The organism is Pseudomonas sp. GW823-FHT06B06 (assembly GCF_058795195.1).
The window spans coordinates 19,639-33,211 of record NZ_JBXAHO010000034.1; the positions used below are offsets into that span (position 1 = coordinate 19,639).

At 61.6% G+C, this 13,573-nt stretch carries 5 protein-coding genes; 3 read left to right on the plus strand and 2 right to left on the minus strand.

The genetic code is table 11. The annotated features are described in order from the left end of the window. Positions 1-70 precede the first annotated feature (70 nt). Complete coding sequence (locus tag AC1Q8Q_RS24770; protein WP_492615617.1) at positions 71-8,743, minus strand: GH36-type glycosyl hydrolase domain-containing protein; 8,673 nt, start codon at positions 8,741-8,743, stop codon at positions 71-73. Between the two features lie 394 nt (positions 8,744-9,137). On the opposite strand from AC1Q8Q_RS24770, the gene AC1Q8Q_RS24775 reads away from it, so the two are divergent. After that, positions 9,138-10,538 (plus strand): amino acid permease, encoded by a 1,401-nt coding sequence (locus tag AC1Q8Q_RS24775; RefSeq protein ID WP_492615618.1) that lies wholly within the window; start codon positions 9,138-9,140, stop codon positions 10,536-10,538. 24 nt (positions 10,539-10,562) lie between these two features. Here the strand turns inward: AC1Q8Q_RS24775 and AC1Q8Q_RS24780 are convergent, their stop codons facing one another. After that, positions 10,563-11,495, minus strand: a complete 933-nt coding sequence (locus AC1Q8Q_RS24780; RefSeq protein WP_492615619.1) for a universal stress protein — start codon at positions 11,493-11,495, stop codon at positions 10,563-10,565. A 641-nt stretch (positions 11,496-12,136) separates the two neighbouring features. Here AC1Q8Q_RS24780 and AC1Q8Q_RS24785 point away from each other — a divergent pair. Continuing rightward, entirely contained in the window at positions 12,137-12,877 is a 741-nt protein-coding gene (locus AC1Q8Q_RS24785) for a Mut7-C RNAse domain-containing protein (RefSeq protein ID WP_020798134.1), read from the plus strand. 76 nt (positions 12,878-12,953) lie between these two features. After that, the gene (locus AC1Q8Q_RS24790) at positions 12,954-13,535 is read left to right on the plus strand and encodes a hypothetical protein (protein ID WP_168757567.1); all 582 of its coding nucleotides are present in this window, start codon (positions 12,954-12,956) and stop codon (positions 13,533-13,535) included. Positions 13,536-13,573: the final 38 nt, after the last annotated feature.

A 13,573-nucleotide genomic window follows, 5' to 3' on the forward strand; every position in this document is an offset into this window, starting at 1 on the left:
ACTCCAAAGCGCGCGCCATCAGGGCCCAGGCGTTGATACCTGAACCCGGGTGGGTCAAGCGCGCGGCACCTCAGCGCTCCAGATCGGCTTCGACGGTTCTGTCGTACCCTGGCAATGGCGGCTGATGCGCTTTGACCGGGCAGGTCACCAGCACCTGGTGCTCCCTGCCGTCATCTGACAATTGCAGCGCGTCCTGGCCCAGCAACTCGCCGTCCAGCATGATCGCAAGCGTGGTGGTCGTGCCGGGTCGCACTTCAATATGGTAAGTCGTCACCCCATGGCGGTAGTGCAGCGTGTAGCCCGCCCAGCCCGGCGCCAGCAACGGCTCGATATGCAATGAAGTCCCGACCCGCTGCAAACCGAGCAATGACTCGACGATGAAGCGGTACGTCCAGCCGGCGGAACCGGTATACCAGGTCCAGCCCCCGCGGCCCGCATGGGGCGGGGTGCCGTAGACGTCGGCCGCCATGACGTAGGGCTCGACCTTGTAGGTATCGATCCGCTTGGCGATTTCATGGCCCGCGGGGTTGATCATGTCGAGCAATCGCCAGGCCCTGGTGTTGTCGCCAAGTTCGGCGAAAGCCATGCCGGCCCAGACTGCGGCGTGGGTGTACTGGCCACCATTTTCCCGTACGCCCGGCACATAGCCCTTGATATAGCCGGGCTCCAGCACGCCTGCGTCGAAGGGCGGATCGAGCAGCAGTACCGCGCCTGTATCGGGGCGTACCAAGTGCTGCTCCAGTGATGCCATGGCCGTGCGGCGCCGCGTTTGCGAGGCTGCCCCCGAGAGTACCGACCAGCTTTGCGAGATCGAGTCGATGCGGCATTCGTCATTGTTGGCCGAGCCCAGAACCTGGCCGTCGTCAAACCAGGCGCGCCGATACCATGAACCGTCCCAGGCATGCTCTTCCAGGCTGGCCTGCAGCAAGGCAGCCTGCTGGGTGCAACGCTGTGCGAAAACAGGGTCGCCATGCAGTTGGGCGGTGATGGCGAACTGTTGCAGCACCTCGAAGCCGAAGAAGCCCAGCCACACGCTTTCCCCACGGCCCAGATGGCCGACCCGGTTCATCCCGTCGTTCCAGTCGCCCGTGCCAATCAAGGGCAGGCCGTGGCTGCCGCGCTGCAGGCTGTGTTCGATGGCGCGTACACAATGCTGGTAAAGGCTTTCTTCGAGGTGCGACTTGCCCGGCAGGTCGTAATACGACTCCTCCCCGGCATTGAGCGGGCGGCCTTCAAGGTAACCCACCGGTTCAGCCAGCACGCTGAGGTCGGCAGTGACGCTGACATAGTGGCTGGTCGCCAGCGCCAGCCACAGATAGTCGTCCGAACAGCCGCTGCGCACGCCCCGATCGAGCGGCGGGTGCCACCAGTGTTGCACGTCGCCTTCGGCATATTGATGGGCTGCACATAGCAACAAATGGCCGCGCACGCTGGCGGGATCGGCATGGATCATCGCCATGCTGTCTTGCAGTTGATCGCGAAAGCCGATGGCCCCACCGGACTGATAGTAGCCACTGCGGGCCTGGAAGCGGCAGGCGATCACCTGGTACATCAGCCAGCCATTGACCATGACGTTGATGCTCGGGTCGGGGGTCTGGACCTGGATCACGCCCAGCTGCGAACGCCAATGCTCGCGAACCGCCTCGAGTTGCGCGGTTGCCGCTCCCAGGCCGCGGTACTGTTGAACCAGGCGCAGGGCTGACGCCGTGTCCCTGGCTGCACCGAGCCGGAACACCACGTCCTGGTCGTCACCGTTGTCCAGGTCCACGGCAACCTGTATCGCCGCGCAAGGGTCGAAGCCGCCACCGGTACGGCCCGACAAACGTGCCTGCTGCAGTCCTGCAGGGGCCTTGAGGCTGCCGTTGCGGCCGATGAACTCGGTGCGATCGCCGCTGATGGTGGTGTCGGTCGAGTCGGTATCAAGGAACGCCACCCGTTCGCAAAACTCGATCGAATAGGCGTTCCTGGCGAATAAGGCGCCGCTTGTGGGGTCGGCTTCCGTCACCACATGCATCGCCGATTTGCTGCGCAAGTCGCCCAGCACCCACTCGACATAACACGTCGTCGACAGGCGTCGGGCGCGGCCCGAGCGATTGCGAACCTGCAAGTGCGAGAACTTGATCGATGCGTCCAGCGCCACATACACCCACAACTCGGTGTGGATACCGTCTTCATCGTGCTCGAAGACGCTGTAGCCGAAGCCATGTCGAGTGCGGTACGCGCCAGTGCCGGGACAAGGCTGTGGCGTCACGGACCAGAAATGCCCGGTTTCTTCATCACGCACATAGATCGCCTCGCCGCTGGCGTCGGTGAGCGGGTCGTTGTGCCAGGGGCTCAGGCGAAATTCGTGAGCGTTTTCCATCCAGGTGTAAGCGCCACCACTTTCGGAAATGACCGTGCCGAAGTGCGGGTTGGCCAGCACGTTGGCCCATGGCGCTGGCGTCGGCCTGCCAGGCTGCAAGGTCATGACGTACTCGTTGCCATCGGCACTGAAGCCGCCATAGGCATTGCCCAGGAGCAAACCTTCGACAACGGGCAAGGCAGCGGCCGCCTTTGCCTGGCGCTTGAGGAGAGGGACCAGCGCCGGGTATACCGGGCTGGCATGACGCCGCTGAATCTGTTCGGCAATGCCGCCTTTGTCTTCACTCAGCACCAGGCGCGCCACCGACAGGATCAGCGTGCGATCCTCATTGGACAACTGCTGGGCCGGACGCACGAAAATGCCCCCCGGATGGTCGATCAGCGAGGCTTCGCTGCCGGATGTCACCACGCCCATGATCAGGTCCTGGAGTTGCTGGCGATAGCCGGCTTGGTCTTCGTTCCAGATCACCAGATCCACTATCAGCCCCTTTTGCCGCCAGTAGGCATGGGCCTTGACCAACTGGTGGACGAGCTCGATGTTCTCGACGGTGGCGATCTGCAGCAGGACGATGGGCAGGTCCCCGGAGATCGCCTGTCCCCAGAGGCTCGACTGATTACGTCGATTGGCCATCAATACGCTGTTTTCCGCGCGCAACGCGGCATTGGCGTAAAGGATTGACGCGGCCATCTGTTCAAACAGGCGGGCGTCTTCCTGCGATACATTGAGTTGGCGCAGCAACACCTGGCTGTGGGTCCATGCCAGGTCGAAAACACGATCGGCGAGGTGCCGGTCGCGGTATTTATTGATCAGGTACAGACAGCCCTCACGGCTGTCCGCGATGCCGGTCACCAGGTCGATGGTCGCTGTTTGCCCGGGTTCCAGGGTGATACGGCAGCGGATGGCCACGATCGGGTCAAGCACCGAGCCTGCGCTGCCGGACAACGTCTTGACATTGCCATCGAGCGCCGCCGGTGCGGCAACGTTGCGTCCGCGACCAATGAACCGGGCTCGATCGGTCTCGTAGGAAATCGCGTCGATGTCCACGCCATGGGCGGCCAGCAGGTGGCACATCCAAGGCACGGCTTCCTCACTGGAACGCCGCCTGCGAGTACACACGATGGCCTGCAGCGCCGGCACCAGTTCGGTCTGCACGAACAGATTGCTGAAGACCGGGTGCATGGCATCACTGATGGCCGGTGCCAGTACCACCTCGGCGTAGGTGGTGATCTCCACGCTGCGTCTTACGCGGGCGCGGTTGGTGATGTGCAGCCTGCGCAGTTCGATATCGTCTTCGGGAGACACGACGATCTCGGTGTGCGTATCGAAGTCGAGCTCGCGCACACGAAACTCCGCCCGGGCATCGCTGAAAATCGCCTCGTGGCTTTCTGGCTGGTGCAGGGTCGGCTGGTGGGCCGAAGACCAGAATGCGCCGCTGCTGACATCGCGCAGGTAGCAGAACATGCCCCAGTTATCGCGGGTCGCATCTTCATGCCAGCGGGTCACGGCGATGTCGTTGCAGCGGCTGTAGCCGCCGCCGGCACTGCTGAGCATGACGTGGTAACGGCCGTTGGAGAGTAGCTGGACGGCGGGGCGCTTGCGCCCGGGATCGGCGAACACGCGCAGCCGGGTTTCCTGCGTGCCGTTTTCCCCGTTGGCAGGCGCCTGGGTCGCATGCAGGTACGGCGCGGCGGTTTTCGGTACGCGCTCCTGCAGCAGCAGGACGGTCGCCTGGAAGGCCGGGATCGATTCGAAACGTCGCTGCATGGGCCGGTCCAGCAACAGGCTGGTGAGGGCCAGCAGGCTCATGCCTTGATGGTGCGCCATGAACGAGCGCACGACCGCATAACGCTGGCCGCGTGGCAAACGTGCCTCGGTGTAGTCCACCGCCTCGTACAGGCCATAGCGGCCGGCCGACCCCTGGGCCGCCAGGCGTTGCAGGTTGCGACAGGCCGCTTGCGGCTCGACCATCAGCGCCAGGGCGCTGGCGTACGGCGCAATCACGGTGTCCTCGGCCAGCCCGCGCTTGAGGCCAAGGCCTGGAACACCGAACGCCCGATACTGATAATTGAAGTGAGCATCGAGGGTGTTGTAACCCGACTCGGACACGCCCCAGGGGATGCCCAACTGGTGGCCATGTTCGATCTGCAAGGCGACGGCCGCGCGGCAAGTCTGCTCCAGCAGCGTCCCTTCATAGCTGGGCATGATCAAGTTAGGCATGAGGTACTCGAACATCGAGCCGGACCAGGAAAGCAGTACCGGCACGCCTCGATTGTTACTGAGCAAGCGCCCAAGGGTGAACCAGGCCTGTTGCGGCAACTGGCCCTGGGCGATGACCACGAAATTGGTCAGGCGCACCTCTGACGCGAGCAAGTCGTAGTAGCCGTTGTCCAGCCGGCGTTCGTCGGCGTTGTAGCCTATCGAGAAGAGGTCGCGTTGTGCATCGTAGAGGAACGTAAAGTCCATGCTGGCCAGTGACGCGGACAACTCGGCCAGTTGTTCAAGGTGGATGATGCGTGCGCGAGCCAGGCGTTGTACCACCTGCACTTGCGCCTGATCAGCGGGCGGCCACAGCGTGCAATCGAGCTCGGCCAGTTGCCGCAGGCTGCTGGTTGATGTCGTCGGTGTCGGTTTCGCTGCCTTGGCCTGGGCAGGTGCCGGCGGCAGCGTGAAGCGCAGTCGTTCTGCCCGCAGCTCAGTGCACTGTGCCTGTAATGCCTGGAGCCAGTAGTGGACTTCTTCAGCAGAGGGGGGCGCAGTGTCGATGGCCAAGGCATCCGCCTGATCGAGTACTTGCAGGAAGCTGTCCGGGGTGTCCTGGACAATCGCCGAGTCCACCTTCGCGCGCAGTTCAAGCACGGTGCGGTCGTCGAGGTTCGCGTCTTGTAGCGCCTGTTGCAGCACATCCAGGGTGTCGGCCAGACCGCCAAGGGTGCGCTGATCGAACAGAGGCGTGTCGGCCAACCCCAGCAGCCCCGGTCGCAGGGTCAGCAACAGGCCCACCAGGTTGCCGCTGTCTACGGTAGACACATACCGAGGCGCCAGCGGCTGCAGTGTCTGGGTGTCGTACCAGTTGTAGAAATGCCCATGGTGACGCTCAAGACCGGTCATGCTTTCAAGCATGGCAGTGATGCGTTCAAGCAAGCGCCCGGTACTCAAATAGCCGAAATCGTGGGCCGCCAGGTGAGAGAGCAAGGCCATGCCCATGTTGGTCGGTGAGGTTCGATGGGCAATGGTCGGCTTGGGGATCTCCTGGACGTTGTCCGGCGGTAACCAGTTGTCCTCGGGGCCTACATAGCGATCGAAGAACGCCCAGGTCTGGCGTGACAGCATGCGCAGGAATCGCAGGTCCTGTGCTGACGGATTAAAGCCGACCGGTGTAGTCGGCAGGCTGATCCACCAGGCAATTGCCGGGCTCGCCAACCACACCAGCAGCAGGGGTGCCGCCAGTGCGAGTACGGCGACGGAGGGGAGCAGGGCAGCGAACAGGATCAGCGCCAGCGCCGGGGCAATCCACATGCTTTTATACATGCCCGGCAGAGTATTGCCACTGGAGCGCTCCACTTCACGAGAAGGTTGCCATTGCAGCAGGCGGCGTTTGCTGACCAGCATGCGCCACAGTGAGCGGCCAATCGCATCCAGGCTCAACAATGCATCGGAGGGCAACCAGACAATCGATAGCAGCGCACGCATGAAATGCTGGCCCGAGGTCCGCAATGCCGCACTCAGGTGTTGTCCCAATGGAATATCGGCAGGTTTCTGTACCAGCGCCAGTACCGATTGCAGCAAGGGTTGGAGAAAGACCAGGATGACCACCGCCAATGTCCAGGAGGCGGCTTCGTTGGTTTCCAACCAGCCCCAGGCCAACATGGCCAGGAAGGCGGCTGGTTCCAGGCTGCGGCGCAGGTTGTCAATGATCTTCCAGCGAGCAAGGTTGCTCAGGCGGTTGGGTGCGAAGCCTCCCTGGGGTTTCGGTGCCCACGGCAAGGCCCAGTACAGCACTTGCCAGTCTCCGCGAATCCAGCGATGGCGGCGTTTGGCATCGGCGCTGTAGCGCGACGGGTACTCCTCATACAGCTGAACATCGCTGAGCAGCCCGCAGCGGGCGTAGCAGCCTTCGATCAAGTCATGGCTGAGGATGCGGTTGTCGGGCAGGCAGCCTTCGAGCGCCTGTTCGAAGGCGTCGACGGCATAGATGCCCTTGCCGATGAAGGAACCGTTGCGGAACAGGTCTTGATAAACATCAGAGACGGCGCGGGTATAGGGGTCGATACCCGCATCGCTGCCAAACAGGCGGGCATAGGTGGAACGTGCCGTGCTCGGCAGGCTGATTCCCACGCGGGGTTGGAGGATGGCGTAGCCACTGACGATCTTGCCGCTTTGTTCATCGAAAACCGGATGGTTCAACGGGTGCATCATGGTACCGATGCACTGACGCGCGACATCCCGGGGCAGCAAGGTATCGGTGTCCAGGGTGATGACGAAGCGCACCGCACTCAGCGGCGCGATATCCCCGACGATCAACGCAAAACGCTCCTGCCCTTTGCCCCGCAGCAAGGCGTTGAGCTCGGCGAGCTTGCCGCGCTTGCGTTCATGCCCCATCCATACCCGCTCGGTCGAGCTCCAGTGCCTGGGCCGATGCAGCAGGAAGAACCGGTCGTCCTGGCCATCGGCATACTTGTGGTTCAGCGCATCGATCAGTTGACGCGCCAGTTCAAGCAGCTCGGCGTCCTCGGGCATCACCGCGGCAGGGGCATCCATGAAGTCGCTGAGCAGCGCAAAATGCAGATTGGCATCACGATTGGCCAGGAATCGCACTTCCAGGCCTTCCGCCAGGGCCTCGATGTCGCTGGCGTTGGCAAACATCGTAGGCACCGCCACCAGCGTCCGCGCGTCGGCCGGTATGCCCTTGCTGTAATCCAGGCGGGGCAGCAACGACGGGGCGACCGTGAGGGTCACCACCCAGTTGACCAACCCGAGGGCCAGGCGGCTGGTCATCAATAACGCGGGCACGGCGAGCAGCACCAGGCACCAGATGGGCGTGCCGCTGTAGTAAGCGCTGCTGAGAAATGGCCAGGCCAGCAACAGTGTCAGCAGCAGTGCAGGGCCCAGGTAGAACTTCAGCGGGGCGCTCTGCAACAGCCGCTTCCAGCGCTCGAGCAGCGACACGCTGGCGTGCAGCGCCTGCTCAAGGTGGGGCAACCCTTCAGCCACCAGGTAATAACCCACATGCCCGGTCACGTGGCCCGTCGACTGTGGGGTCGCGGCCAGTTCGATGGCCGCGTCTGCCACCATGGTTTCTGACTGCACGCAATGCCGGGCGAGACGTTCGACCACATGGCGGTAACGATCGCGGGTGGCGAAGTCCATGTTCGCGTAGACGCCTGCCGGGTCCGTGCACAATACCTGTTCGACATGACTGAGCAGCTCGACGAACTCGCGCCAATCGGTCGCTGCCAGCAAGCGCAGGCTGGCGATGCTGTTGCTGATGGACACCTGGTCACCGGATTGCTGCTGGGCATCCATCTGCACCAGGCGTTCGACGGTGAAGCCGGACTCGCTCAGCGTTTGTTCAATCCATGCCATCGGCAATATCAGCGCGGCGCTTTGCCCGTGCAGACGGCGCGCCAGTTCTGCAACGAATGATGGCGTCATCGGTGGTGCCGAGCGCGCCATGTCGGCAACGGTCAATACCACGTTCTTGGCATCGCGTTCGGCAATCTCGATCAACCGATCGGCCCAGTCATCGGCAAGGTTGCGGTCTTCCCGGTTGGCCATTACCCGGGATGCCACGCGCCGCAAGTTCTCGATCAGCGCCAGGCGTAGCATGATCGGGATCGCCCAGAGCTCGCCCAGGGCCAACGGCGTGATGGTCTGATAAGAGGCGATGAAACAATTGAGGCTTTGCGCGTCGACCCGGCCATCGCCATGAGCAATGGTCTCCAGGGCGATGTCGTAGACCCGCGGCAGGCCGGTCGAAGGGCCTTCGGCCAGGCGGGGCAGCTCGCGGCTATAGCCGTCGGGCAGGTGGGTCCTGGCGGTACGGATGTTTTCTTCGATCAGGTAGAAGTTGTCCAGCAGCCATTCCGCCGCAGGGGTGGCGCGTCGGCTGGAAAGTTGTACGGTCTTGAGCGCCGCGCAGCTGCGTTCGAGCAGCAGCTGGTTGTCAGTCAGGCGGCCCAGCAAGGCGTCCTTTCTTGAAAGACGCCCAAGCACATGTTGGCGGGCCAGTACTATACCGTGATCTGCCATCTGCTGCGCATTGAACAGGTCGGAACGCAGGATGGGCTCGTACTCGAACTTGTGTCGCGCGGCACTCCACCTGAGCCAGATGGTCGGTGAGCGCCACAGGCTGGACAGCGTGCGAGTCAGGATATTTTGCATGAAATCCTTCGTACGACCCGCGCAGCGCAGATCGCATATGGAATGAAGGCGGTTCTACGCCAGGCCAGGTGTGCGGGCGTTGCGCCGCCGGGCGCAGCATTCCAGTGATGAGTGTGGGGTGTTCAGCGGCGCGAAGTCTGTTCGGTAGCGAACATAGGCAGTGTTGGAGGCAGGCAGCGGTAGGGTCGGCGCAAGAGAAAATCGGCAGGCCAGGTATCTGCGACGGCGATGACTGTGGCCGAAGACAAGGGACCAGCCGTTGATGACTGATCAGTTCTGTTTGCGACCGAACACGGGTCCCGTGTCGAGATCAGGTACGGAGGTGGCGTGATCAGGTAATTGATTTGGCGGAAAAGCCGGGTAAGGTGGCGCATCTTTTGCCGCGGTGCCCACAATGACAAGCCCCAGTTTCAAGGATTCGAACGGCCAATTGGCGCAGGGCTTCAAGCCTCGTCACGTCACCATGCTTTCCATCGCCGGCATCATTGGTGCCGGCCTGTTCGTCGGGTCGGGGCATGCCATTGCCGCCGCTGGCCCGGCCGTCTTGCTGGCCTATCTGTTCTCCGGCCTGCTGGTCGTGCTGGTCATGCGCATGCTCGGGGAAATGGCGGTGGCCAATCCCGATACCGGATCGTTCTCTACCTATGCCGACCAGGCCATCGGGCGCTGGGCCGGGTTTACCATCGGTTGGCTTTATTGGTGGTTCTGGGTCCTGGTGATTCCCATCGAAGCCCTGGCGGCCGGCCATGTGCTGCACCAGTGGTTTCCCCAGGTCGATGCCTGGCTGTTCGCCCTGGGTTCGATCATCGCCCTGGTGGTGACCAATCTGTTCAGTGTGTCCAAGTACGGGGAGTTCGAATTCTGGTTCGCCATGGCCAAGGTCGTGGCGATCATCGGTTTCATCGGTGTGGGTTTTGCCGTGCTGATGGGCTGGGTTCCCGATCGCCAGGTCAGCGGCTTGAGCGGCCTGATGGCCCAGCACGGCGGCTTTGCCCCCAACGGCTTGTCCGCGGTGGTCGGCGCTTTCATCACCATCATGTTCAGCTTCATCGGTACGGAGGCGGTCACCATCGCCGCTGCCGAATCGAATAACCCCGCGCAAAACATTGCCAGGGCCACTCGCTCGGTGATCTGGCGGATCGGGGTGTTCTACCTGTTGTCGATTTTCGTGGTGATCTCCGTGGTGCCCTGGAATGATCCGCTGTTGGCTTCCGTGGGTTCCTACCAGCGCGCGCTTGAGCTGATGAACATTCCCCACGCCAAGTTCATGGTGGACGTGGTGGTACTGATCGCCGTGGCCAGTTGCATGAACTCCTCGATCTACATTGCCTCGCGCATGCTGTACTCGCTGGGCCGTCGTGGCGACGCACCGAAGGCGCTCAAGGCGACCTCCTCCGAAGGCGTGCCGCGGGCCGCCGTCATCGCCAGCACGGTGCTGGGTGCCGCGATCACTGTCTGGAGCTACTTCATGCCCGCCGGCCTGTTCGAGTTCCTGCTCGCCAGTTCCGGCGCCATCGCCTTGCTGGTGTACCTGGCCATTGCCGTGTCGCAGTTGCGCATGCGGCGGATGTTGCGTCGGCAGAAGGTCGAACTGGCCTTTCGCATGTGGTTGTTCCCAGGGCTGACCTGGTTGGTCATCCTGTTCATCTGTGCGGCGCTGGCGGTGATGATGATCACGCCCGAGCACCGCACCGAAGTGAGCGCGACCATCGGCCTGGCGTTGGCGATTTCCTTCATCGGCCTGGTGACATCCCGTGAACCGGCGCGGGCTGCAAGGGCGACGTCGGTGGGATAGCTGGCTAGACTGCTTGTCGGGCTCTTAAGTATGTGGCCGATGGTTATGGTGGTGATACGGCCAGGAGGATGTCGTAGTGTCTGCCGATGTACCGTGTGATGGGGCGGCCAGTTCCTCCAGGTGGGTAATGATGTCGTCCGGTTTGAGCACCAGTACGTCGCTGTCCAGGGTGTCCAGGATCATCTCGGCGGTGTTGCCGATCAATGCGCCAGACAGTCCGGTGCGGGCCACACTACCGATCACTGTGAGCACCGCTTCGAGCTTGTGCGCGATGTACGGGATCAGAACCTCGGCAGGACCTTCCTCGATATGCAGGCGTTCGTCGCTGACGTCGAATTCGGCCTGGAATGTCTTGCACAGTTCGCGATAGAGCGCCTGAATACTTTCCTTGAGCTGGAATACGGAGTCGGCCGCCGACAGCATGGGGTAGGGGTGGGCACTCAACATGTGCAGCGTGCCCCCGGCCAGTGTGGCGATGTCATAGCCGTGGCTGATGATGCCGGAATGCAGGACGCGATGTTCCATGTCACTGCTGCCAGCATCGATGGCCGCGAGAATGGCGCCACCGGTCCAGGGCCTTGTGGTTTTTACGATAAGCACCGGGCTGGGGCAGTATCGCAGCAGCTTCCAGTCCTCGGGGGTAAGCAGGGCCTTTATCAGCGGGTTGTCGGGCAGGTGCTGCTTGATCACCAGGCCGCAGCCTTGCGCTTGCTGGGCGGCGATGATGGTCTTGTACGGACTCCCTTGCCAGGCCTGCTGGGTACTTACACTGTAACCCTCCTTTACCAGGGCGCCTTGCATGTCGTTCATGTAGGAGGAATGTTGATTGCCTTTGTCGCAAGCCAGCAGGTGCAGGTGCGACTGGGTAGCGCTGGCAATCATTTTGGCCCGGTTCAGGATCAGGTCGCTGGACTGCTGCCAATCCACCACCACCAAGGTGTTGCGAATGGTGTGCATGAGAGTCTTCCTGTGCGTGAGTACAGTTTTTTATTGGGGCGGCGGCAAGGGCGTTCTTGGCCTTACCCGCCCGTCAACCGGAAGCTCACTTACCGACTTCATGCACGCGACAGCTAATTGCGAATCCTGCCAGCCAGATTGTTGACGCTAGATCGCGCTGGCATTACTTACTGGAACGGCTGCTGATCGCTCATGCAACTGCGTAAGTTGACTCCATATCACTGGCGCTGTTCTTCCATGGCATCTATATTAAGTTGTAACGCGGCCGATACACTGCGTGTTGAATGACCTGCGTTAGTTCCTGGTGGTTGCGTTGCCGGCAATGAAGCGCGTGAGCATCTGCCACGTTCAATGCCATGCCTGCCTGCGCCTTTCCGTCCGCACCAATGTAACGCGCAGAGGAATACCTCCAAACTTGGTGAAGTAAATCGAGTTGCCTTATTGCGTTTTCTTGCCCGCTCAACTCGATTGCTAAGTATGCGGGATATATTGTTTAAAGTTCAGTTAGCCCGTCGCTTGAGTTAGTTGATTTTCACCTAAAGATCCTCCGGGCAAACCCTATTCGATCTGATGAAAACGCGCCGTATTGCAAATGTTCGCACTGGACTCGCTCACCCTGCAGTCCTGCCATACTGTTGAGCATGACCAGCGCAACCTTCCGCTTCTACGAGGAGCTCAACGATTTCCTGCCGGCCGAGCGGCGGCGGCAGTCATTCACCTGCGAGTGCGCGCGAGGGGCGACGGTCAAGCACATGATCGAGGCGCTCGGGATACCGCACACGGAGGTCGAGTTGGTGCTGCTCAACGGTGAGTCGGTGGGCCTGGATCGGGTGATCATCGATGGTGACCGGCTGGCGGTGTATCCCAAGTTCGAAGCGCTGGACATCAGCCCGCTGCTGAAGGTGCGTGCGCAGCCTTTACGGGTGTTGCGCTTTGTCGCAGATGCGCACCTGGGCGGCCTGGCCAGCCTGTTGCGCATGAGCGGCTTCGACACGCTCTACGACAATGGCTTCGAGGATGGCGAGATCGCCGAGATCGCAGCAACGCAAGGGCGCATCGTGCTGACCCGTGACCGCGAGCTGCTCAAGCGGCGCATCATCAGCCACGGCTGTTACGTGCACGCTTTGAAGCCGTCGTTGCAGCTGCGTGAAATCTACGAACGCCTGGACCTGGCGCGTAGCGCTCGACCGTTCAGCCTGTGCCTTCATTGCAACCTGCCGCTGCACGAGATCAGCGCGGAACTGGCCCGCTTGCAGGTGCCGCCACGGGTTGGCGCGCTCTATTCGCACTTCCTGCGCTGCGACGGCTGCCAACGGATTTACTGGGAGGGTTCGCACTGGCGGGGCATGTGTGCACTGCTGGCACCTTTGCTGGATCGATAACTGAACTTGCAAGCCAGACGAGCACTTTTGCGCTGCTATGCTGATTACATCTGTTTCCATACTCGAGACGAGTAGCATGGCAGCACAAGGCAAGCATTCTCCGTTCATGTTCAAGGCCATGGCCTACCCGGCGGGAATTTTCCTGGTCGCCGGGGTTGCCATGACGCTGCTCGACACTTACTTCGACCTGACGTTGCTGACAGTTACCACGGGCTGGCTGCTGTTTTTTTGGGATTGGCTTTTACAGGAAACGCCAATGCCGAATTGGTCGCTGCTGATGATTATCGCGATTTTAATCGGTACGCTGTCTGTCGCGATTTTCTACGCCCGCATCACCGATGGCATTGACGGCGAGCTACACGAGATAGAGCGAAAAGTTTACAAAAAGAACAATCCCCAGTTCCCACGGCTGACGGAAAACCAGACGCTGTTGATGGAAGCTTTGGCCTATCATGCGAACTTTCGAAAAGTCGCAAATTTAGACTCCGTCTGCAAGCTTGTCTCCCTCAGCACGCTGGAAGTCGAAACCGGTCTGAAGCAACTCCAGGCCAAACGTCTTGTGAAGCAAAAAGTCACAAGGGGGACGTTCGGCTCCACCATTTTTGAACTGACCCTGGCCGGCAAGGATTACGCGTTAGAGCGCTTTGAGCTGACGTAGCCTGCACAGCCCCGCTGCAAGCCTCGCATCATGGCTTG